This is a genomic window from Roseovarius sp. (assembly GCF_965277045.1).
Lineage (GTDB): Bacteria > Pseudomonadota > Alphaproteobacteria > Rhodobacterales > Rhodobacteraceae > Roseovarius.
In genome coordinates this window covers 2,990,133-3,011,286 of the sequence record NZ_OZ255712.1, presented here as the reverse complement: position 1 = coordinate 3,011,286, position 21,154 = coordinate 2,990,133, and the positions used below count along the sequence as shown (strand labels likewise).

Below are 21,154 nucleotides of genomic sequence, written 5' to 3'. Positions count from 1 at the left end.
AGTTGTCGGCATAAAGTGCGTTGAAGGAAGGTTGTTCGCCAGCCCGCGGTCTGGCGATCGCGCGGCTTTCACCCACCCTAGGATTTGGACTCGAAATGAGAACAAAAGGTGAATATAGTGGCGACCTGCCATGTTCACCGAATTGTCGATCACCTCCAATTTCACCTTCCTGACCGGGGCGTCGCACGCCGAGGAATACGTGGCGCGGGCGGCGGAGCTGGGTCTGGCGGGGCTGGCCATTGCTGACGAGAACTCGGTCGCGGGGGTGGTGCGCGCCCATGCGGCGGTGCGCGAGATCGCCCGCGTGGTGGCCGAGCGGCAGCGGATCGAGGCGCGGGACGGTGCCATCGGCCCGCCCGCGCCAGCGCCTGCCGCGCCGGAGTGGGCCCATGTGCCGCGTTTCTACCCCGCCGCGCGGCTGGTGCTGCGCGAGGGGTTGGTGCTGACCGCCCTGCCCGAGACGCGGCAGGGATGGGGGCGGCTGAGCCGGCTGATCAGTGCCGGGCGTTTGCGGGTCGAGAAGGGGGAATGCGACCTGCGGCTGGACGAACTGCTGGAGGGGATGGCGGATATCGTTCTGCTTTTGCACCCGCCGGAGGGGGCGTTGCGGGACTGGAAGCATCACGCGGGGCGGCTGGTGAAGCGGCTGGGCGCGCAATGCTACCTGCTGATGGCGCCGCGCTATGACGGGCAGGATGCGGCGCGGTTCGACCGGCTGGCAAAGCTGGCGGGGGAGGTGGGGCTGGAGACCGTCGCCTCGGCGTTGCCTGCGATGCATCATGCGCGGCGGCGGCGGCTGGCGGATGTGCTGACCGCGATAAGGCAGGGACGGCGGGTGGACCAGTTGGGCCGGGATGCGTTGGCCAATGGCGAGCAGCGGTTGCGGTCCGAGGCGGAGATGCTGCGGCTCTTCGCGGGGCGCGAGGACGCGGTGCGGCGCACGGGGGAGGTGGCGGCGCGGCTGCGGTTTTCGCTGGACGAGTTGCGCTATGAGTACCCCAGCGAGGTGTCGCAGGGGGAAACGGCGGCGGAGAGGCTGCGACGGCTGGCCATGGAAGGCCTGCGCTGGCGCTATCCCGACGGCGCGCCGGAGCGGGTGCGGGGGATGATCGAGCATGAGTTGAGCCTGATCGCCAAGCTGAACTACGAGCCTTATTTCCTGACAGTGCGCGACGTGGTCGCCTTTGCCCGGTCGCGCGGGATCCTGTGCCAGGGGCGCGGGTCGGCGGCCAATTCGGTGGTGTGCTATTGCCTGGGCGTGACCTCGGTCAGCCCCGAGACCGGCACGATGGTGTTCGAGCGCTTCGTCAGCGAGGCGCGCAACGAGCCGCCCGACATTGACGTGGATTTCGAGCATGAGCGGCGCGAGGAGGTGATCCAGCATATCTATGAGCGCTATGGCCGGCACCGCGCGGGGCTGTGCGCGACGGTGATCCACTATCGCGGCAAGCGGGCCATCCGCGAGGTCGGCGCGGCGATGGGGCTGAGCCAGGACACGGTGGGGGCGCTCAGCTCGCAGCTGTGGGGATTCTTTGCCACATCGGGCGCGGTGGAGCGGGAGCGGATGCGCGAGATCGGGCTTGATCCCGACGACCGGCGGCTGCGCCAGACGATGGAGCTGGTGCGCGAGATCGAAGGGTTTCCGCGGCACCTGAGCCAGCATGTGGGCGGGTTCGTCATCACCGAGGGGCGGCTGGACGAGCTGGTGCCCATCGAGAACGCCACGATGGAAGGGCGGACGGTGATCTGCTGGGACAAGGACGATATCGACGCGCTGGGCATCCTGAAGGTGGATGTGCTGGCGCTGGGGATGCTGAGCTGCCTGCGCAAGGCGTTCGACCTGATCGAGCAGCATCACGGGCAGGAACATACGCTGGCCTCGCTGCCGCCGGAGGACTCGAAGGTCTATGACATGCTGTGCGAGGCGGACACGATCGGGGTGTTCCAGGTGGAGTCGCGCGCGCAGATGAATTTCCTGCCCCGGATGCGGCCGAGATGCTTTTACGACCTGGTGATCGAGGTGGCGATCATTCGGCCCGGGCCGATCCAGGGCGACATGGTGCATCCCTATATCCGGCGACGAAACGGCGAGGAGACGGTGGAGTTTCCATCCGACGAGCTGGGCCGGGTGCTGGGCAAGACGCTTGGGGTGCCGCTCTTTCAGGAGCAGGCGATGCAGATCGCCATCATCGGGGCGGGATTCACGCCCGAGGAGGCCGACCGGCTGCGCCGGTCGCTGGCGACGTTCAAGAAACACGGCAACGTGAGCGAGTTCCGCACGCGGTTTCTGCGCGGCATGCGGGCGAATGGCTATGACATGGAGTTTGCCGAACGGTGCTTTTCCCAGATCGAGGGGTTCGGCAGCTATGGTTTCCCCGAAAGCCACGCGGCCAGTTTCGCGCTGCTGGTCTATGCCAGCGCCTGGGTCAAGCGGCACCATCCGGGGATATTCGCCTGTGCGCTGTTGAATGCGCAGCCGATGGGGTTTTACGCGCCGGCGCAGATCGTGCGGGACGCGCGCGAACATGGCGTCGAGGTGCGGCCGGTCTGCATCAACGCCAGCTATTGGGACAACGCGATGGAGCCGGACGAGGCGGGTGGGCTGGCGCTGCGGCTGGGGTTCCGGCAGGTCAAGGGGATGGTGGAGGAGGACGCCCACTGGATCACCGCGGCGCGGGGCAACGGGTACCGCGAGGTGAGCGACGTGTGGCGCCGGGCGGGCGTGGCGCCCGAGGTGATGACGCGGCTGGCCGAAGCGGATGCCTTTGCCGGCATCGACGTGGCGCGGCGCGGGGCGCTGTGGGAAACCCACGCGATGGTGGGCAAGGAGGCGCTGCCGCTTTTCGCCGGGGACATGGAGGGCGAGGCGGTGTTCGAGCCTGCCGTTCACCTGCCCGCCATGACGACGGGCGAGGAGGTGGTGGAGGATTATGTCTCGATGCGGTTGTCGCTGAAGGCGCATCCGCTGGCCCTGTTGCGCGATCTGCTGACGCCTGTCGCCCCGGTGGAGCGGGGCGATCCGCCGAAGCGGCAGAGCGCCGCATTGGATGCCGTATCGCCCGGCGCGGATGCCGGAGCCTTCGGCGGGAGTGTCGCCAGGTCTGAAAATTGAGCTTTTACAGGTGTTTGTGAAAAGCGTTCGGGGTGTCCCTGTTCCTATCCATGGCCGTGCTGCATCCCGATGGTCGTAGAAGGGCCATCGACGCGTCGAAGTCGAGTTTCGTGAGCCGGTCAAATCCAGCCGGGACCCGCTCTTGCACTTGCAGTTGTGGCGGCCGGGCTTCATAACGCAGCACCACTCAGCGGCGACGGAAAATCTCCATGCGAATGCTCGATACATTCATCAAGCCGATGCATCCGGAAGGCAGAAAGTTCGTTGCGATCTTTGCCGGTGCGACCCTGCTGCTGTTTTTGTTGTCCGACATCCTGGGGTGGATCGGCGTCGGGCTTACGGTCTGGTGTTACTACTTCTTCCGCGACCCCGAGCGTGTGCCGCCGTCGCGAAGCGGTGTCATCGTCAGCCCGGCGGATGGCATCGTCTCGTTGATCGAGAAAGCGGTTCTCCCCGAAGAGCTTGGTATGTCCGGGGAGGCGTTGACCCGCATCAGCGTCTTCATGAGCGTGTTCAACTGCCATGTGAACCGGATGCCCGTCGGAGGCCGGATCGAAGCGGTCGCCTATCGGCCGGGCAAGTTTTTCAATGCCTCGCTGGACAAGGCCAGTGCCGACAACGAACGCAACAGCCTGCGCATCGCGATGCCGGACGGGCGGGATATTGCCGTCGTGCAGATTGCGGGGTTGGTGGCGCGGCGGATCGTGTGTTTCGTAAAGGTGGGCGACTCCCTGTCGACCTCGGAAAGGTTCGGGCTGATCCGGTTCGGCTCGAGGCTGGATGTCTATCTGCCCGACGGGGTTGTACCCCTGGTTCATGTGGGGCAGACCATGGTTGCCGGAGAAACAGTATTGGCCGACCTCACCTTGCCCGATGCCACGAGATAACCAGACCCCGCGGGACAGCGCCGGCAGGAACAGAAACGAAGCTGCGCTTGTCCAGTTGCTGCCCAACCTGATCACGCTTGCCGCGATCTGCGCGGGCATGACGTCGATCCGGTTCGCGGTTCAGGCGGAATACATGTTCGCGGTTCAACTGGTGCTGCTGGCCTGTGTGCTGGATGGCGTCGACGGCCGGGTCGCGCGTTTGCTGCGAAGCGACAGCAAGATCGGTGCGGAGCTCGATTCGCTCGCGGATTTCCTGAACTTCGGTATCGCGCCGCCGCTGATCCTGTATTTCTGGGGCTTGCAGGACATCCAAAGCGCGGCTTGGATTTTCGTGCTTTTCTTCTCGGTCTGCTGCGTGATCCGGCTGGCCCGTTTCAATGTCGACCACAAGTCGGAGGATGCGCCCGGGTCGGCCACCCACTTTTCGGGGGTTCCGTCGCCGGCCGGCGCGGTGTTGGTCATGATGCCGCTTTACCTGTCGTTTGCGTTCCAGAACGACAAGCTGCCGGGCCTTGTCATCTGCATCTACATGGTTTTCGTGGGCCTGTTGATGATCAGCGCCGTGCCGACGATGTCGCTCAAGGGCGTGACGATCTCGCGGGCGAACGTGAAGTTCTTCCTCGTCGGCGTTGTCCTGGCCGGGGCGGCTTTCTTTACGTTCACCTGGATTGCGCTGTTCGTCCTGTCCGCGTGCTATCTGCTTACGGTGGGATGGTCCGCGGTCGGCAAGGCGAGAGACCTCAAAAAGTAAGGAGAACCCATGGATATCGAGGCCGTCAAAACGTCCTACGCGCGGTGGGCCCCAATCTACGACAGGACATTCGGAGCGGTGACGAATGTCGGCAGGAAGCGTGCCGTCGATTATATCAACACGCGCTCCGGGAGCGTTCTCGAAGTGGGCGTGGGCACGGGACTTTCGCTCGAGCATTACGGCCCGGAGACGCAGATCAGCGGCATAGACTTCAGCGAGGACATGCTTGCCAAGGCCCGCGACAAGGTGGAGCGCTTGAATCTGGGTCATGTAAGGGAATTGCGGCAAATGGATGCCCGTAACCTCGATTTCCCGGAGAATCACTTCGACACGGTCGCAGCGATGCATGTCCTGTCGGTCGTCCCCGAGCCCGAGCGCGTGATGCGCGAAATCTGCCGGGTCTGCAAACCGGGCGGCAAAGTGGTGATCACGAACCATTTCGTGCGCAAGACAGGCGCGCTTTCCGTTCTGGAGCGGGTGCTGGCTCCGGTGGCCAACGTGATCGGCTGGCATTCCGATTTCGAGATCGAAACCGTGCTTGGGTCAGAGTGTCTCAGGCTGGACGAACAAAGGCCACTACCGCCCCTTGGCATGATGACGTTCCTGGTGTTGGAGAAAGCGGCGGAGCACTAAGGTGCGGAAGCACCGATGCACACCCGAAGTCGATGGCGTTAGGGTTCGGGCCATGGGTATTCGAAGCCGACTTTTGACGGCTTCCTGATCCGGCGCGCGCCCGCTTTCCGTTCTCTGCGTCGGTCCTCGCGCTATCCGGCATCGAAGGCGGCGGCGGGCGGAACGGCCCGTCGTTTCCACGTTATCACGATGATCGCGGTGACCGTGATCTGGGCGGCTGCGAACGCCACCAGTGCGGACAGAAGGCCCAGCATGTCGGCCAGGGCGCCGCTGGCGATCACCGGAAGCGAAAAGCCGAAATAGGCATAGACGAACAGGCCCGCCGTTGCCCTCGCCCGGTCGTCCGGCGCACGCAAAGACACTTCTGCCAGTGCAGCAAGGTAGGTGAAGCCATAGCTTGCGGCGCTGGTGATACAGGTGCCGACGAGAACGAATGTCAGAACCTTCAGCCACACACCGACCAGAAGGACGAGAAAGCCGAGCGGGATCAGGACGAATCCGAGGGCAAGCGCGCGGTCGTTGGTCAGGCGCCGGGCCATCGGTTGGCACAGGAACCCCATGAAGATCGCCAGGAAGATGACGAGGCCCGTCCACCCGCCGAGATCGTTCGCGGCAAGCTCCAGCGGAATGACAGCGATGGTCATGCCGGTCGTGGACCAGGCCAATGCCATTGCGGCACCGAAGACCCATGTGCCGGAGGGGAAGACCGGCAGGCGCAGGAGGGACACGGGGCGGGGCTTGTCGACCCGGGGAAGTCCGAGGGCGATCACGGCGAGGACCGGAGCCGCCACGAACAGGACGATGTAACTGGCGGGCAGGAGCGTCGGCCCCTGCACCCCGAGGCTGATACCCGTTGCCAGAGCGCCGCCGCCGAAGCCGAGCGATGTCGCGGAGGTCACGACAAGGGCGGCGTTCCTTGCACGGCTCGCGCCGAGAATTTCGGTCATGTAGGCCGTCCCGGCGGTTGTCGCCAGGCCTGTCCCGATCCCGAGCAGGACGCGCGCGACGACAAGGCTTGCCCAGCTTGGCACCTGTACGAGAAGCGCCGTCGCCACGGTGCCCAGGATCAAGGCCAGCGCGATCGGGACCCGTCTGCCGATGCGGTCCGACAGCCCGCCGAGCAGCAACAGCGTCGGCAGGAGACCACCGACATAGGACGCGAAAGCGACCGTCACCGCCGTGGCCCCGACATCGCTTTGGGCCGCGTAGACCTCGTAGAGCGGAGCCTGAAGATTGACGGCGAACGTCACCGTGAAGAGCCCGAGAGCGAGCAGCGAAACCGGGATGAGTCTGGACATGGGGCGCGGACCTCGAAGATTGACTTCAGACCGGCATGGCACGATGAATGTCGTAGGACAATTTTTCTATTGTACTAGATACAGTGAGGCCATGAAGAAGGCTCGATACATCCACCTTGCCGACATGCTCTCGACGGCGATCGAAGAGGGCAAGCTCTCCCCGGGCACGAAGCTGCCGACCCATCGCGCCTTTGCCGAACAGTTCAGCGTTGCGCTGGCCACGGCGACGCGTGTCTACAGTGAGGTTGAACGGAGGGGCCTGATCGTGGGCGAGGCCGGTCGGGGCACGTTCGTGCGCGATGTCGGGTTGCCGCCCACGCTGGGGGTCCGGCAGACGGCCAGCGATGGGCTCGTCGATCTTGTTTTCAACATGCCGGGGGACGCGGCCGACGCGGATATGTTGCGCGCGGGCCTGCGGCGGCTTGCGGCGGCGGGCGACCTTGAGGCGATGCTGCGATACCAGCCGCACGGTGGCCGGGCGCACGAGCGTCGGATCATTGCCGAAAGCCTAGCCTCGACCCTTGGCGCCATCGACCCCGACTGTCTTCTGGTCACGTCGGGCGGGCAGCACGGGCTGGCGGCGATCGCGTTCGGTCTTCTTCGGAGCGGCGACAGGGTCGCAACCGACACGCTGACCTATCCCGGCTTCAAGTCCGTCGCGGCGTTGCAGGGGCTGGATCTCGTTCCAGTCGAGGGGCGACATGGCGTGATGGACCCGGACGATCTGGAACGACAGTGTCGCGCGCGCAAGGTGCGGGCGGTCTACCTGATGCCGACGGTTCACAACCCATTGGGGTCCGTCATGGATGAGGCGACGCGCCTGCGCCTGATCGAGATCGCGCGCGCGCATGACCTGTTGCTCATCGAGGACGCGGCCTATGCATTCCTGGAACCGGACCCTCCGCCAAGCCTCTTCGCGCTTGCACCGGAACGAACGGTTTATGTCGGAAGCTTTTCCAAGAGCCTTTCGACAGGATTGCGTCTGGGCTACCTGGTCGCACCCGAGACCCACACGGACGGATTGCTTGAAGCGATCAGGGCGACGACCTGGAACGCCCCGGCGTTGATATCCGGGTTGGTCACGGGCTGGGTGGAGGACGGCACGCTTGCCAACTCCGAAGAGACCCGGCGGCGCGACGGCGCAGAGCGCCAGCGGCTCTGCCGGACCGTTCTTGGCGGTTCCTCTGTCCTGTCGCATCGTAACGCGGGCTTCGCCTGGTTGCCGCTTGAAAAGGGCGTTCGCGCCGAACCGATCGTCACACGGCTGAAGGCGCACGGAATTTCTGCGTCCGGCGCGGAACCGTTTGCAACCACCGTCGCGGCGCCACAGGCTTTGCGGCTTGCCTTCGGCGGGATTGCAATGGACGCGTTGACGGGAATTTTCCGGACGGTTCAGGACGCGGTCGATGCGGCGTCGGTATCGTAGGAGAGCCTTGATCGCTGACCCGCGTACAGGCAGGTCCTGAGTACCTTTCTGCCTTGGGACGTTATCGCTCGGCATCCGTTCGGCGGGACACTCCAGGGAACGGTGCGAGTGTCTGGTGCCGTGGGCGGGCCGGGCTGGCGTGGCGGGCAGGGCTGGTGTATGCGGCGCCCATGTCCGATTACGACCCGCCGATGACCCCGCTGGAGGTGCTGCACGAGGATCACGAGATCCTGGTGGTGGCCAAGCCGCCCGGCCTGCTGAGCGTGCCGGGCAAGGGGGAGCACCTTGCCGATTGCCTGCTGGCGCGTGTGCAGGAGGCGTTTCCCATGGCGCTGCTGGTGCATCGGCTGGACCGGGACACGTCCGGCGTGATGGTCTTTGCGCTGTCACCCCATGCGCAGCGCCACCTTGGCCTGCAATTCGAGAAGCGGCAGGTGAAGAAGATCTACGTGGCGCGGGTCTGGGGCCGGGTGGAAGAGCGGACCGGGACGGTGGACCTGCTGCTGATCGTGGACTGGCCGAACCGGCCCCGGCAGAAAGTGTGCCATGAGACCGGCAAGGCGGCGGTGACGGACTGGCGCGTGCAGAGATATGGCGATGGAGAGACCCGGATGCGGCTGATGCCGAAGACCGGGCGGAGCCACCAGCTGCGCGTGCATATGCAGGCGTTGGGCCATCCGATTTTGGGGGACCCGTTCTATGCAGAGGGTGCGGCGCTGGAGCATGAGCGCCTGATGCTGCATTCCGAGGAGTTGCGGTTGCGGCACCCGGATGGCGGGGCGGGAATGGTGTTTCGGCAGAAGGCGCCGTTCTGAAGCGGGCGGTGCGCCTGGATCGGTCTGTTTGTCTTGAGAATTTTTGGATCAGTGAAACTAGACTAGGGGGCCGCGGTCAACGTCGGGCCAGCCACATCACGAACAGGAAAGTGGCTAGGTGTGTTAGCCAGAATAACGGCTCATCGGGCGGGAGTCGGCCAATCATTAAAACCGTTTAGGGAGCGATTGTGACCTGAGTGGGGCGGGCGGCACATCGTCATGTGCGCTGGACGGGGTCAACGTCGGGCCAGCCAGATTACGAAGACAACTGTGGTCACGCGTATCAGCCAGAATAAAGGTTCGTCGGGCGGGAGATTACCAAGCATCGGCTCCGCCTAGCGCGCGAGTATGACCTTAGTTTGGCGGGTGGTACATCCTCAGGCAAGCAGGACGCGGTCGGTCAGGTTGAGGCGCTGCGCGATGATGGGTTTCAGCGTGGCGGCGAGATCTGGATCGTCGGACTGTAGCTGTTCGAGTTCGTCGAGGCGGTTTGTGGCGACGAGGGTGAGCGCGTCGAGACGGGGCGTGCCGTCGGGATGGCGGGGGAGTGCGGTGACGGTCTGGATGTGTTCGGGTTTTGGCGCGGGGGCCAGTTTGTTGACCTCCGCACCCGAAAGCGGGGTTTCGACAAAAGCATAGAGGCCGACGCCCTTGGCGGGCAGGGCGAAGGTGCAGAGCGCCACGTCGGTGATCTGCGGATGTTCGAGCAGGGCCTTGCGCAGGGCGGGGCCGTCCCGCTCCATCCGGTCCTCGGTGCCTTCGCCGTCGGACCAGTTCATCAGGCGGCGGGTGATGAAATTGTAGAGCCGTTTGCCGGTGGCCATCCAGACGCGGGAGGGCAGGGACTTTTGCGCCAACATGCGGTGCTCTGACGGGGTGAGCAGATCGGGCGCGTAGGCGCGTTTCTGTTTCAGCAGGTGGCGCAGGTCCTCGCGGGCCTTGAGGCGGAAGAGCTTGCCCCGGCGGGGATGGACCGAGGCGAGCTGGAAGTCGATGACGGCGGCGCGGCCCTCGGGGGTCATCAGCCAGTTCTGCGGCTTGGCGATGTCGTTATGGGTGACCCCGGCGCGGCGCATTTCGCGCAGGAGGCGCTTGGCATCGTGGTACCATTCCGGGTCTGTGGGCTTGGCCAGTTGCAGCGGCGTGCCTTGGGTCCAGCTGCGCAGGAGGCCCACGTGGTCGGCGCGGATGAGGGTGGGGCAGCCTTCGATCCCCTGAACGGCGCGCAGGCCGCGGGTTTCGCGCGCAGCTAGCCAGCGCGAGAGCGGACGGGCGTAGAGCGGCACCGTGTCGAGCTTGCGCAGGACGACGGCGATGTCGGGGTGGCCTTGGAGGTGGCCGGAGATGGTTTCGGAAAAGATATCGCGCTTGTGCACGGTCTCGGGCACGAAGACGGCCTGCGCGATATCGGGGGAGCTGGTCATGGGGGGTGTTTAGTGTGTTTCAGCGTAGGGGGGAAGGTGGGGTGGAACCCCACCCTACGGAAGTGTCCGACGTTTTTTCGCGGTGCGATGTGCGGAAGGCTGCCAGACCCCGCAGCGCATCCAGCCGTCGAGGCGGCGGTATATCGGACGATCCGGTTGCGGGCGCCACCCGAGAGGCAGCGGATGATGCGGTCAGCCTTGCCGGTCCTCGTTCGCCGCGAAGCCGCCATTGGCGGGCGCGGCGCTGCGGCGCGACAGGCGCGAGACCGCCGCGCGGTAGCGGGAGCCGTGGAATTTGCGCACGAGCTTTTCGGTCCAGAAGGGATCGCCCGGCCGGGCGGCGGGACCGTCGAGCACATCCGCGATATCGGCAAGGCCCGAGGGGTAGATCATAGCCGGACGCAGGCGCGTGTGCCAATGGCACTGAACGAAGGCGTCGACGGGTCGGTCGAAAGGGTCGGACAGCGCCAGCAGCCGTGCGGCGGCGGCGCGGCTGACCATCTGGCCGGTGGCGCGCAGCCCGGCCTGTTGCGGCACCACGAGGCGGCAGTCGCGGAACGTGTCGACAAGATGCGACGGGCCTTTCGGGGCGTTGGTCTGGAACTGGATGTAGCCCAGCGTTTCGATATGGGTCCGGGCGAGAGTGAAGGCGGCGTGAAACGTGTCGGGGTCGATCTCGGCATCGTCCGCGAGGATCAGGGCGGCGCCCGCGTCGCGCCTCTGAAGCTCGGCCCAGATTTGGCGGTGCGAGAGGGTGCAGCCGATCTCGCCCGCCTTGAGGGGAAACGGGTAACCCGGCTCGAACAGCGCGGCCCCGACGCTGGACGAAAGGTCGGTGGAGGACATCGAGCCGCCGTCGACGGCGGGCCAGATCTCGGCCCTGAGGCCGCCGATGTCGCGGGCGTCGGCGAGCAGTGCCTGCGCGTTCTCTCGCCGGGCCGAAGCCCGGACGAGATGCAGCACGAAGGCGTGGACCTCCATCCGCGTCAGGCGTCTTCGGTCCAGCCCGAGACCGCCTTGACCTCGAGGAAGTCCTCGAGCCCCCATTTGCCGCCCTCGCGGCCGTTGCCGGACTGTTTCATGCCGCCGAAGGGCGACCCGAGGCCACGGCTTTGACCGTTCATTTCCACCATGCCCGAGCGCAGGGCACGGGCGCAGCGGTTGGCACGGGCCGGATCCTGGGTCTGGACGTAATTCGTCAGGCCATAGGGCGTGTCGTTGGCGATGCGGATGCCGTCCTCTTCGGTGTCGAAGGGGATGATCGACAGGACCGGGCCGAAGATCTCCTCGCGTGCGATGGTCATCTCGTTGTTGACGTCGGCGAAAATCGTCGGCTTGACGAAGAACCCGCGGTTGAGCCCGTCGGGGCGGCCGGTGCCGCCGGCCACGAGGCGCGCGCCTTCGTCGATGCCTTTCTGGATCAGGTCCTGGATCTTGTTGAACTGGGTCTCGTTCACCACGGGGCCCATGTGGCGGCCTTGCTCGGACGCGGGGCCGACGGTGACCTTGCCGGCCGTTTCGGCAGCGGTCTCGACGGCCTGGTCGTAGATCTCGCGTTGCACGAGCATGCGGGTCGGCGCGTTGCAGGACTGGCCGGTGTTGTTCATACAATGCAGGACGCCGCGCTTGACGGCCTTGTCGTCGGCATCGGCGAAGATCAGGTTGGCGCCCTTGCCGCCAAGCTCCAGCGAAACGCGCTTGAGCGTGTCGGCGGCGTTCTTGGAGATGAGCTTGCCGGCGCGCGAGGAGCCGGTGAAGGACACCATGTCGACGTCCGGGTGCCCGGTGAGCGCGGTGCCCGCGCCCGCGCCGTCGCCGTTGACGAGGTTGAAGACGCCCTTCGGAAAGCCTGCCTCGTCGATCATCTCGGCGAAGAGCAGGGCCGAGAGGGGCGATTCCTCGGACGGTTTGAGGATCATTGTGCAGCCGGCCAGAAGACCCGCGATGACCTTGAGCGAGATCTGGTTCATCGGCCAGTTCCAGGGCGTGATCATGGTGACGACGCCAACGGCCTCGTGAATGATGCGGTCGTTGGGGGCGTGATCGCCCAGCGGTTCGATCCAGTCGAATTCCGACGCGGCCTTGAGGATGGCCTCCATGTGGGACGAGCCGGCGCCGACCTGTTGGGCGCGGGCAAGGTCGATGGGGGCGCCCATTTCCATGCTGATGGCCTTGGCCATGTCCTCGGCGCGGGATTTGTAGATTTCGCGCAGTTTCTCGACCAGGGCCATGCGCTCGGCCACGGGGGTGGCCATCCAGCCGGGGAAGGCGGCCTTGGCGGCGGCGACGGCGGCGTCGCAATCGGCCTCGCCGGCCAACGAGATCACCGCGCAGGGGTCTTCGGTCGAGGGATCGATGACCTGGTGGTCGGTGCCCGCGACCGGGTCGACCCAGGCGCCGTCGATGTAGAATTGTTTCTTCTCGATCATGTCGCAGTCCTTTCGTCTGAGCCGCATATGTGGGCATTTGGCGCGCAGATGACCATAGGGGGCGGACTGCCGCAAGTGGGTGGTGTTAATTTCGCGAACCCTTCCTATGTTGGGCGCGAGGATTCGATTTGCAAAAGAAGGAGATGCCCCATGGCACTGCGGATCAACGACACCATTCCCGACCTGAAAGTGACCACCGACCAGGGCGAGTTCAGCCTGCATGACTGGATCGGCGACAGCTGGGCGATCCTGTTCTCGCATCCCAAGGATTTCACGCCCGTGTGCACCACCGAGTTCGGCGCCGTCGCACGGCTGGCCGACGAGTGGGAGAAGCGCGGCACAAAGGTGATCGGCGTCAGCGTCGACGGCGTGGAGGATCACAAGAAATGGAAGGGCGACATCGAGACCGCCGGCGGTGCCAAGCCGGGCTTTCCGATCATCGCGGATGACGGGCTGGAGGTGTCCAAGGCCTTCGACATGCTGCCCGCCGAGGCCTACCTGCCCGATGGCCGCACGCCTGCAGACAGCGCCACGGTGCGTTCGGTCTTCATCATCGGGCCGGACAAGAAGCTGAAGCTGACGATGACCTACCCGATGACGGTGGGCCGCAACTTTGGCGAGGTGCTGCGCGCGCTCGATGCGTTGCAGACCAGCGCCGGGCAGGGCGTGGCGACGCCCGCCGACTGGACCGTGGGGCAGGACGTCGTGATCCCCACCTCGGTCAGCGACGAGGACGCCAGGGCCAAGTTCGGGGAGTTCAACACCGTGCTGCCCTACCTGCGGATGGCGAAGCTGCCGGGTTGATCCAACGGAGCGGCTGCGCCGCGCAGGATATTGGGTCGGAGGGGCGCTGCCCCTCCGGTCGAAACCGGGGTTTCGACCTCCTCCCCGGGATATTTTCGGCCAGAGGAAGAGGGTCCTGTCGGGCGGTCATTCCGGTCAGCGCGTGAAGCTTTGAGCGCCCGCGGGCTGGGCAATGCCCGAGCGCACGTCGCGGCGCAGGCGCAGACCGCAGCGTTCGATCATCCGGCAGGAGGCCAGGTTGGTGGCGCGGGCGAATTGCTGCACGCGCTCGGCGCCGAGATCGTTCCCTGCCGCGCACAGGGCAAGGGCATTGACCCGGACGCCGATGCCGCGTTTGCGCTGAGCCTCGTGCACCGCCACGAGCCCGGCCCAGGCGGTGGCGTGATGCGGGCCGTGGGCGTTATAGGGAAAGTAGGCAAAGGCGGTGGCAGCGATGGTGCCGTCAGGCGGCCCGGATACTGTCGCGCGGGCCGTCGAACACGTCCCACCAGCTTATGGTGCAGCCTATCTCGGCCAGGCGGCGCTCGATGTCTGGGCAGTCTTCTGTCGGGGTCATGCGGAACGTAATCGCGTCTTGGTCGCGCAGGATTTGCTCGATCCTGTCCCAGCCGAAGCGGTCGGGGTCGTCTGTGCCGGCCATGCGGGCGGCAAAAACCGCCCCGGATGTGTCGCGCAGCGTGTCCGCTGCCGCCACTGTCGCCGCCTGCAACTTTTGTTGGGCCGCGCTGCCGTAAAGGCCGTTCATGGTGCCGGTCACGTGGTCCCTTTCGCCCCTTTCCGGGATCACATGAGCACGGAACGAGCAGATCGGTACTGGCTTGCGCTGTGCGCGTCGGCGGTTGCCGGGCCTGTCGGTTATGGACAGGGCCCGGATTTTGCGCGACATAGCCGGGCATGTCGAAACGTGATGCATTCGGGATCGGGGGCGAGACGGTAAAGCCCGGAAGCCGCAGGACGGTGGACGTGCCGGTGAGCACCCTGTCGGACCATACGCCGGTGAGCCTGGCGGTGCACGTGATCCACGGGCGGCGGCCCGGGCCGGTGCTGTTCGTCTCGGCGGCGATCCATGGCGACGAGGTGATCGGGGTCGAGATCGTGCGGCGGCTGTTGCGGGCGGCGCCCCTGAAGGGCATGGCGGGCACGTTGCTGGCGGTGCCGATCGTCAACGGGTTCGGCTTTCACAACCATTCGCGGTACCTGCCGGACCGGCGCGATCTGAACCGATGTTTCCCGGGCGGCGCGGAGGGCAGCATGGCGTCACGGCTGGCGCATATCTTCATGGAGGAGGTGGTGCGGCGTGCCGATGTGGGGATCGACCTGCATTCGGCGGCCATTCACCGGACGAACCTGCCGCAGATCCGGCTGACGCCGGGCAACGAGCGTTTGAAATCGCTGGGCGAGGCCTTTGGCGCGCCGGTGATGATGGCCTCGAAGCTGCGCGAGGGCAGCTTGCGGCTGGCTGCCGAGGACGAGGGCGTGGATGTCCTGCTGTACGAAGGCGGCGAGGCGCTGCGGTTCGACGAACTGGCCGTTCGGGCCGGGGTGAGCGGGTGCCTGCGGGTGATGCGGCGGCTGGGCATGATCGGGTCCAAGGGCGTGCCGAAGCGGCGCAGCGTGCCGGTGGTGGCGAACACGTCGCACTGGTACCGGGCGCCGGTGGGCGGAGTCTTTCGCGGGTACAAGGCGATCGGCGACGCGGTGGAGCCGGGCACGGTGCTGGGTGCTGTCAGCGATCCCATGGGCCAGACCGACCGCGAGGTGATCTGCGAGGAGGTGGGCATCGTGATCGGGCGGTCGAACATGCCTGCCGTCTACGAGGGCGAGGCGCTGTTTCATATCGCCGAGACGCCAAGGGCCGAGCATGCCGCCGAGGGGGTGGCCGCGCATATGGAGGCCGCCCCGCTTTACGACGAGGACGAGATCATCTGAGCCGCTGGATCAGGTCGTGTGGTCGCGGTTCTGCGGCAGGAGGAAGATCGAGGTGGCCAGCAGGCTGAACACCAGCTCGTAGACTTCCCATTTGCGCGACACGTCAATGGCGGCGATCACGAGGCTGGCGGCCACGGCCAGGACCGCATGGCGGGTGCTGGGGACCGGGGCAGAGATGCGGTCGGCGGTGCGTCTGATCCAGCCCACGCGTGGGTAGAGCAGCGGCAGCACGGCGAGGTAGAGCATCAGGATCAGCGTCAGGATCGGGCCGAAGAGCGTCTTGGCGAGGTGGAAGTCGCCCCAGGGCGTGGGCACGATCAGGTTGTGCAGGTTGGTTTCCTGCTGCTTGTTGATCTCCTGGAAGGTTTCGCCGGTTTCCCAGCCGAAGATGCGCTGGCCCCAGGAAATCTCCTCGCCCGCGGCGAAGAAGAACAGCAGGCCGTAGAACAGCGTGCAGCCGAAGGCCAGGGTGAGGCCGCGCGCCTTGAGAGAGCGGGCGTTGCCGAACAGAACGACGCTGGCCAGGAAAAGGAAGATCGCGGTGCCGTATTCGACGATCCCGTCCTCGCGTGCGTAGGTCAGGGTGAAAAAGTCGGTGCTGTAGAAGTAGATGCCGACCGTAAGCACCAGAACGGCGACGACGATGCCGAGAATCAGTCTGTCGAGTTGCCGGATCGTGGAAAGGGTCATGACTTCGCCTTGTGCCTTAGCTTTAGCGCGGAAATAGGCGAGGCGCGGCGCCGCATCAAGCGCAAAGCCAGGCCGCGTGGCGGAGACCCGCCCGGATCAGGCGTTGACGCGCTCGGGGCCGCCGGTGCTCATGGAGGTGCCGATATAGGGTTTGCCGGCCTCTTTCCATGCGCCGAAGCCGCCCTCCATGTGGGCGATGCGGCCGAGGCCGGCGTCGATCGCCGCGCGGGCCATCTTTTCCGACCGCACGCCCGAGCCGCAATGCAGGACGATACGCTTGTCGGACTGGCCGGGCAGTTTCTGCGCGTCGAAGAAGGGCATGGGAAAGAGCATGGCGCCCTCGATATGCTGGAAGGCGTATTCGGGGATCGTGCGGACGTCCATCAGCACGATTTCGTTCGCGGCGAAGGCGTCGGCGACCTCTTTGACGGTCCAGATCTCGAACGTGGCGGCGCCGATAGTTTCGGATTTCTTGGTGTGGCCTTCCTCGGGCTTGGCGTCTGGACGAGAAACGAGGGTGTTGCGCTGCGGGTTCCCGGAGCGTTCCGGAGCCGTAAGTGTCGTGGCGGTCCGGATCGTGAGAAAAAGCCTCGTCGGACGCTTTCAAAGGTTCACTCGAACCTAGCAGAATCGGACGCGGTCATGCTAGGTATTGCGGTATGAATGAAATCAGCCCCAATATAAGCCAGGAACGGCCTGTCATTCGGCAGCTGGACGAGACGGCGATCAACCGCATTGCCGCCGGTGAGGTGGTGGAGCGCCCGGCCTCGGCGGTCAAGGAACTGGTGGAGAATGCGCTGGATGCAGGCGCCCGCCGGGTCGATGTGGACATTGCCGATGGGGGCAAGACGCTGATCCGCGTGCGCGACGACGGCTGCGGGATGACCGGCGACGAGCTGCCGCTGGCGCTGAGCCGGCACGCGACGTCGAAGATCGACGGGTCGGATTTGCTGAATATCCATTCCTTCGGGTTTCGGGGCGAGGCGTTGCCGAGCCTGGGGTCGGTCGGGCGGCTGACGATCACCAGCCGGGCGCAGGGGTTCGACGGGGTCGAGATCACGGTGGCGGGCGGCGGGATCGGCGCGGTGAAGCCCGCGGCGCTGAACCGGGGCACGGTGGTGGAGTTGCGTGACCTTTTCTACGCCACGCCCGCGCGGTTGAAATTCATGCGCACTGACCGGGCCGAGGCGCAGGCGGTGGGCGACGTGATCAAGCGGCTGGCGATGGCGGAGCCGTTCGTCAGTTTCACCCTGCGCGACGTGAGCGAGGGGCGCGAGCCGCGTACGGTGTTTCGCGCCGATGCCGAGAGTGGCGATCTGTTCGATGCGCTGCACGGGCGTTTGGGCCAGGTTCTGGGACGGGAGTTCGCCGAGAACGCGTTGCGGATCGAGGCCGAGCGCGAGGGGATCGCGATGACGGGCTATGCCGCGTTGCCGACCTATTCGCGGGGGTCGAGCGTGGCGCAGTACCTCTTCGTCAACGGGCGGCCGGTGCGGGACAAGATGCTGTATGGCGCGCTCAGGGCGGCGTATCACGATTTTCTGAGCCGGGACCGGCATCCGGCGGCGGCGCTGTTTCTGGAATGCGACCCGAAGCTGGTGGATGTGAACGTGCATCCGGCGAAATCTGAGGTGCGGTTCCGTGACCCCGGCGTGGCTCGGGGGCTGCTGGTGTCGGGTCTGCGCCATGCGCTGGCCGAGGCGGGGCACCGGGCGTCGACCACCGTGGCAGGGGCGACGCTGGGCGCGATGCGGCCCGAGGCGGTGCCGCAGGCAGGTGGCGCACGGGTTTACCAGATGGACCGGCCCGGGGCGTCGGCGCGTACGGCGAGTTACCGGATGCAGGCGCCGGAGGCGGGCTTTGCGGAGATGCAAGGTGCCTGGTCCGGGCGGGTCGAGCCGGAGGTGGTGGAGACCTCGGAAGAGGCGGTGGCGCCGCAATCGCTGCCGCTGGGTGCGGCGCGGGCGCAGGTGCATGAGAATTACATCGTGGCCCAGACCGAGACCGGGATGGTGATCGTGGATCAGCATGCGGCGCATGAGCGGCTGGTCTACGAGAAGCTGAAGCGGCAGATGGCCGAGAACGGCGTGGCCAGCCAGGCGCTGCTGATCCCCGAGATCGTGGAGTTGAGCAGCGGCGAGGCGGGGATCCTGCTGGACATGGCCGAGGACTTGGCGCGGCTGGGGCTGGTGATCGAGGCCTTCGGGCCGGGCAGTATCGCGGTGCGCGAGACGCCGGCGATCCTGGGGCCCTGTGATGCGGGCAAGATGCTGCGCGACGTGTTGGACGAGCTGGCCGACATGGGTGAGAGCCTGAACGTGCAGGCGAAGATCGAGGCGATCCTGAGCCGGGTGGCCTGCCACGGCTCGATCCGGTCGGGGCGTCGCATGAGTGGTGAAGAAATGAATGCGCTTCTGCGCGAGATGGAGGCGACGCCGCATTCCGGACAATGCAACCACGGGCGGCCCACCTATGTGGAGCTGAAACTGAGCGATATCGAGCGGCTTTTCGGGCGGACATGATTACGATTGGCGACACAGTCTATCAGTTGGACGATCCTCTGGTGATCGCGGCACTGGCGGCGGGGGCCGTCGTGCTGTTGATCCTGTTGCTGGTGATCCTCGCGCTGCGGGCCGCGGCGCGGACGGCGCGAGCGACGGAGCCGCTGGCGCAGCAGTTGGGGCATCTGGGCCAGAACGTGCAGAGCCTGGCCAACGGGCAGGAGGGCCTGCGCAGTTCGATCCAGATGGTCAGCGACACCGCGACCAGCGGGCAGACCCAGCTGGCGCAGATGGTGGAACAGCGGCTGGCGGGCGTGCAGCAGCAGATGCAGGACCGGCTGGCCGATAACGCGATGCGCAGCCAGCGGGCACTGACCGAGATGCAGGAGCGGATGCGCGAGACGCTGCACGGCTCGTCCAAGCAGACGGCGACCAGCCTGACGGCCTTGCAGGAGCGGCTGAGCGCCATCGACAAGGCGCAGGACAATATCACCAAGCTGTCGGGCGATGTGCTGACGCTGCAGGACATCCTGTCGAACAAGCAGACCCGCGGGGCGTTCGGCGAGATCCAGTTGACCGATATCGTCACCAAGGCGATGCCGTCGGACAGTTATTCCCTGCAGGCGACGCTGTCGAACGGGCGGCGGGCGGATTGCCTCATTCACCTGCCGAACCCGCCGGGGCCGATCGCCATCGACAGCAAGTTCCCGCTGGAGGCCTACGAAGCGTTGCGCAATGCCAAGAGCGATTACGAGGTGAACGAGGCGGCGAAGTTCCTGCGGACCTCGGTGAAAAAGCACATCAAGGACATTTCCGACAAGTATATCCTGGATGGCGAGACGGCGGATGGCGCGCTGATGTTCCTGCCGTCCGAGGCGGTTTATGCCGAGCTGCACGCCAATTTCCCGGAACTGGTGCGCGAGGGGTTCGCCCAAAAGGTCTGGATCGTGTCGCCGACCACCTGCATGGCGACGCTGAATACGATGCGCGCAATCCTGAAGGATGCGCGGATGCGCGAACAGGCGGGGGCCATTCGCAAGATGCTGGGGCAGCTGCACCGCGACGTGGAACTGGTGCTCGAACGCGCGGGCAAGCTGGAGACGCATTTCGACCAGGCGCGGAGGGATGTGGAAGGGATTTCCACCGCCGCCGAGCGCGCGGGCAAGCGGGCGGCGAAGCTGGACAATTTCGACTTCGAGGAGCTGGCGCCGGAAGACGGCACGGGCGTGGTCAAGCTGACCGGGGAGCCGTAGGCGGGAGCGTTGGGAAACGCGTGGGGTACAGAGCGAAGCTGGATTTTCACGCGCAACAGGCAACTCATGTTCTGGGGACCGACACCGCGTGGGTTTTCACCCACCCTACGCGAGAACCGGGCCGGGCGACAAAAGTCTTGCCTGCCGTCGTTTCATTCTCTTAGTTTTTCATAGCGGCGTATTTTTGCCGTCTGCATGGATTTGCAGAGAAGGGATTGAGGATCATGAAGTATTTCATGTCTATCGTTTTCATTTGCTTTGCCGGTTTCGCGGCGGCGCAGTCCTATCCGGAACCGAGCGACCTGTCGGTCAACGACTTTGCGGGGATCATCGACGACGAGACCGAACAGCGCCTGACCGAGAAGCTTGATGCGCTGAGGGACCAGACCGGCGTCGAGCTGGTGGTGGTGACGCTGTCGCGGCAGGACATGTTCGCGCCGGATATCTCTCTCAAGAAATTCGGGCGTGAGATGTTCGATGAATGGGGTATCGGCGACGACGCGCGCGATGACGGGATTCTGGTGCTCGTTCTGCGGGCGGACCAGGCGATGCGGATCACGCTGGGCCAGGGATATGGCGAGGATGCGGACGTTGAGGCGGATGCCGCCGTCGACCGCAGTTTTCTGCCGGAGTTCCGGGAAGGCCGCTATGCGGAAGGGATCGAGACCGGGGTCGAGGACCTGATTGCCAACGTGGTGCGTGTGCGGGTGGACGTCCCCGAGACCGCCGAAGAGGTCGGGACCGCAACCGAAGCACAGGCCGCGGGCACCGCGGAGGAGGCCGGCGATGGCAGCATCGGCGGCGAGACCGGGGCGGAGGCCGCAAGCGCGGAGGCAGAGCCTGTCGCGACTGATGAGGGCGAGGACAGAGGCGGTGGCCTGTCCATCCTCGCTTGGATCGGAGGCGGGATCGCCGCGCTGATCGGCTTTTTCGTGTTCAGGAGCAAGACGCGCAAATGCCCGAACTGCGGCGCGAAAGGCAGCCTGAGCACCCGCAGAAAGACCTTGGTGGCACCGACCGAGAGCAGCGCGGGCAGGGGCGAACGCGTCACGAGTTGCGACAAATGCGGCTATGAAAATGCCGAAAGCTACCAGATTGCCAAGTTGGAAAAGGACGAACCGGAGCCCGAACCGGACCCTGAGCCGGCTCGTTTCGGCGGCGGCAAGGCGGGCAAGAAAGGATCGACCGGCAAGTGGTAGGGG

Annotated in this window: 19 protein-coding genes; 11 read left to right on the top strand and 8 right to left on the bottom strand. The window is 65.7% G+C overall.

Going from position 1 to position 21,154, the window contains the following annotated elements; all coding sequences use genetic code 11:
- Positions 1-130: 130 nt before the first annotated feature.
- The 4 genes from ACQY4V_RS15065 to ACQY4V_RS15050 all read left to right on the top strand — a co-directional run bounded on the left by ACQY4V_RS15065 (position 131) and on the right by ACQY4V_RS15050 (position 5,383).
- Positions 131-3,112, top strand: a complete 2,982-nt coding sequence (locus ACQY4V_RS15065; RefSeq protein WP_428513016.1) for an error-prone DNA polymerase — start codon at positions 131-133, stop codon at positions 3,110-3,112.
- A 209-nt stretch (positions 3,113-3,321) separates the two neighbouring features.
- Positions 3,322-3,999, top strand: a complete 678-nt coding sequence (locus tag ACQY4V_RS15060; protein WP_428513014.1) for a phosphatidylserine decarboxylase — start codon at positions 3,322-3,324, stop codon at positions 3,997-3,999.
- The gene (pssA, locus tag ACQY4V_RS15055) at positions 3,986-4,750 is read left to right on the top strand and encodes a CDP-diacylglycerol--serine O-phosphatidyltransferase (protein WP_428513012.1); all 765 of its coding nucleotides are present in this window, start codon (positions 3,986-3,988) and stop codon (positions 4,748-4,750) included. The genes ACQY4V_RS15060 and pssA overlap by 14 nt, the downstream gene beginning before the upstream one ends.
- A gap of 9 nt (positions 4,751-4,759) precedes the next feature.
- Positions 4,760-5,383, top strand: coding sequence for a class I SAM-dependent methyltransferase (locus tag ACQY4V_RS15050; protein WP_428513010.1), 624 nt, complete (start codon positions 4,760-4,762; stop codon positions 5,381-5,383).
- Positions 5,384-5,514: 131 nt separating this feature from the next.
- On the opposite strand, the gene ACQY4V_RS15045 is transcribed toward ACQY4V_RS15050, so the two are convergent.
- Positions 5,515-6,681, bottom strand: a complete 1,167-nt coding sequence (locus tag ACQY4V_RS15045; RefSeq protein WP_428513008.1) for an MFS transporter — start codon at positions 6,679-6,681, stop codon at positions 5,515-5,517.
- A gap of 91 nt (positions 6,682-6,772) precedes the next feature.
- Here ACQY4V_RS15045 and ACQY4V_RS15040 point away from each other — a divergent pair, with 91 nt between their 5' ends.
- Complete coding sequence (locus tag ACQY4V_RS15040; RefSeq protein WP_428513006.1) at positions 6,773-8,107, top strand: PLP-dependent aminotransferase family protein; 1,335 nt, start codon at positions 6,773-6,775, stop codon at positions 8,105-8,107.
- A 170-nt stretch (positions 8,108-8,277) separates the two neighbouring features.
- Entirely contained in the window at positions 8,278-8,922 is a 645-nt protein-coding gene (locus tag ACQY4V_RS15035) for a pseudouridine synthase (protein WP_428513004.1), read from the top strand.
- Between the two features lie 377 nt (positions 8,923-9,299).
- Here ACQY4V_RS15035 and ACQY4V_RS15030 read toward each other — a convergent pair whose 3' ends face one another.
- The 3 genes from ACQY4V_RS15030 to ACQY4V_RS15020 all read right to left on the bottom strand — a co-directional run bounded on the left by ACQY4V_RS15030 (position 9,300) and on the right by ACQY4V_RS15020 (position 12,775).
- The gene (locus ACQY4V_RS15030; protein WP_428513002.1) at positions 9,300-10,346 is read right to left on the bottom strand and encodes a serine/threonine protein kinase; all 1,047 of its coding nucleotides are present in this window, start codon (positions 10,344-10,346) and stop codon (positions 9,300-9,302) included.
- A 192-nt stretch (positions 10,347-10,538) separates the two neighbouring features.
- Positions 10,539-11,309, bottom strand: a complete 771-nt coding sequence (locus ACQY4V_RS15025; RefSeq protein WP_428513000.1) for a glycosyltransferase family 25 protein — start codon at positions 11,307-11,309, stop codon at positions 10,539-10,541.
- 23 nt (positions 11,310-11,332) lie between these two features.
- Positions 11,333-12,775: an aldehyde dehydrogenase family protein gene (locus ACQY4V_RS15020; protein ID WP_428512998.1), complete on the bottom strand. Its 1,443-nt coding sequence runs from the start codon at positions 12,773-12,775 to the stop codon at positions 11,333-11,335.
- 150 nt (positions 12,776-12,925) lie between these two features.
- Between ACQY4V_RS15020 and ACQY4V_RS15015 the strand changes: the two genes are divergently transcribed.
- Complete coding sequence (locus ACQY4V_RS15015; RefSeq protein ID WP_428512996.1) at positions 12,926-13,579, top strand: peroxiredoxin; 654 nt, start codon at positions 12,926-12,928, stop codon at positions 13,577-13,579.
- A 135-nt stretch (positions 13,580-13,714) separates the two neighbouring features.
- On the opposite strand, the gene ACQY4V_RS15010 is transcribed toward ACQY4V_RS15015, so the two are convergent.
- Both ACQY4V_RS15010 and ACQY4V_RS15005 read right to left on the bottom strand, forming a co-directional pair.
- A complete protein-coding gene (locus ACQY4V_RS15010) occupies positions 13,715-14,014 on the bottom strand; it encodes a GNAT family N-acetyltransferase (protein ID WP_428517263.1) in 300 nt (99 codons plus the stop codon).
- Between the two features lie 7 nt (positions 14,015-14,021).
- Complete coding sequence (locus tag ACQY4V_RS15005; RefSeq protein WP_428512994.1) at positions 14,022-14,336, bottom strand: hypothetical protein; 315 nt, start codon at positions 14,334-14,336, stop codon at positions 14,022-14,024.
- A gap of 137 nt (positions 14,337-14,473) precedes the next feature.
- On the opposite strand from ACQY4V_RS15005, the gene ACQY4V_RS15000 reads away from it, so the two are divergent.
- Positions 14,474-15,508 (top strand): succinylglutamate desuccinylase/aspartoacylase family protein, encoded by a 1,035-nt coding sequence (locus ACQY4V_RS15000; protein ID WP_428512992.1) that lies wholly within the window; start codon positions 14,474-14,476, stop codon positions 15,506-15,508.
- 9 nt (positions 15,509-15,517) lie between these two features.
- Here the strand turns inward: ACQY4V_RS15000 and ACQY4V_RS14995 are convergent, their stop codons facing one another.
- Both ACQY4V_RS14995 and ACQY4V_RS14990 read right to left on the bottom strand, forming a co-directional pair.
- Entirely contained in the window at positions 15,518-16,198 is a 681-nt protein-coding gene (locus tag ACQY4V_RS14995) for a hypothetical protein (RefSeq protein WP_428512990.1), read from the bottom strand.
- A 96-nt stretch (positions 16,199-16,294) separates the two neighbouring features.
- Positions 16,295-16,582 carry a rhodanese-like domain-containing protein gene (locus ACQY4V_RS14990; RefSeq protein WP_428517261.1) on the bottom strand — a complete coding sequence of 96 codons (288 nt, stop codon included), beginning with the start codon at positions 16,580-16,582 and terminating at the stop codon, positions 16,295-16,297.
- A gap of 275 nt (positions 16,583-16,857) precedes the next feature.
- Between ACQY4V_RS14990 and mutL the strand changes: the two genes are divergently transcribed.
- From mutL to ACQY4V_RS14975, 3 genes are all read left to right on the top strand, one after another.
- Positions 16,858-18,720 (top strand): DNA mismatch repair endonuclease MutL, encoded by a 1,863-nt coding sequence (gene mutL / locus ACQY4V_RS14985; protein WP_428512988.1) that lies wholly within the window; start codon positions 16,858-16,860, stop codon positions 18,718-18,720.
- Positions 18,717-19,952 (top strand): DNA recombination protein RmuC, encoded by a 1,236-nt coding sequence (locus ACQY4V_RS14980; RefSeq protein WP_428512986.1) that lies wholly within the window; start codon positions 18,717-18,719, stop codon positions 19,950-19,952. The genes mutL and ACQY4V_RS14980 overlap by 4 nt, the downstream gene beginning before the upstream one ends.
- A gap of 236 nt (positions 19,953-20,188) precedes the next feature.
- Entirely contained in the window at positions 20,189-21,151 is a 963-nt protein-coding gene (locus tag ACQY4V_RS14975; RefSeq protein ID WP_428512984.1) for a TPM domain-containing protein, read from the top strand.
- Positions 21,152-21,154 lie beyond the last annotated feature (3 nt).

Coding starts and splice junctions, on each gene's coding strand:
- ACQY4V_RS15065 (WP_428513016.1), top strand. CDS start 131: ATGTTCACCGAATTGTCGATCACCTCCAATTTCACCTTCCTGACCGGG.
- ACQY4V_RS15035 (WP_428513004.1), top strand. CDS start 8,278: ATGTCCGATTACGACCCGCCGATGACCCCGCTGGAGGTGCTGCACGAG.
- ACQY4V_RS14995 (WP_428512990.1), bottom strand. CDS start 16,198: ATGACCCTTTCCACGATCCGGCAACTCGACAGACTGATTCTCGGCATC.
- ACQY4V_RS15000 (WP_428512992.1), top strand. CDS start 14,474: ATGTCGAAACGTGATGCATTCGGGATCGGGGGCGAGACGGTAAAGCCC.
- ACQY4V_RS15030 (WP_428513002.1), bottom strand. CDS start 10,346: ATGACCAGCTCCCCCGATATCGCGCAGGCCGTCTTCGTGCCCGAGACC.
- ACQY4V_RS14990 (WP_428517261.1), bottom strand. CDS start 16,582: ATGGACGTCCGCACGATCCCCGAATACGCCTTCCAGCATATCGAGGGC.
- ACQY4V_RS14980 (WP_428512986.1), top strand. CDS start 18,717: ATGATTACGATTGGCGACACAGTCTATCAGTTGGACGATCCTCTGGTG.
- mutL (WP_428512988.1), top strand. CDS start 16,858: ATGAATGAAATCAGCCCCAATATAAGCCAGGAACGGCCTGTCATTCGG.
- ACQY4V_RS14975 (WP_428512984.1), top strand. CDS start 20,189: ATGTCTATCGTTTTCATTTGCTTTGCCGGTTTCGCGGCGGCGCAGTCC.
- ACQY4V_RS15060 (WP_428513014.1), top strand. CDS start 3,322: ATGCGAATGCTCGATACATTCATCAAGCCGATGCATCCGGAAGGCAGA.
- ACQY4V_RS15015 (WP_428512996.1), top strand. CDS start 12,926: ATGGCACTGCGGATCAACGACACCATTCCCGACCTGAAAGTGACCACC.
- ACQY4V_RS15050 (WP_428513010.1), top strand. CDS start 4,760: ATGGATATCGAGGCCGTCAAAACGTCCTACGCGCGGTGGGCCCCAATC.
- ACQY4V_RS15040 (WP_428513006.1), top strand. CDS start 6,773: ATGAAGAAGGCTCGATACATCCACCTTGCCGACATGCTCTCGACGGCG.
- pssA (WP_428513012.1), top strand. CDS start 3,986: ATGCCACGAGATAACCAGACCCCGCGGGACAGCGCCGGCAGGAACAGA.
- ACQY4V_RS15020 (WP_428512998.1), bottom strand. CDS start 12,775: ATGATCGAGAAGAAACAATTCTACATCGACGGCGCCTGGGTCGACCCG.
- ACQY4V_RS15045 (WP_428513008.1), bottom strand. CDS start 6,681: ATGTCCAGACTCATCCCGGTTTCGCTGCTCGCTCTCGGGCTCTTCACG.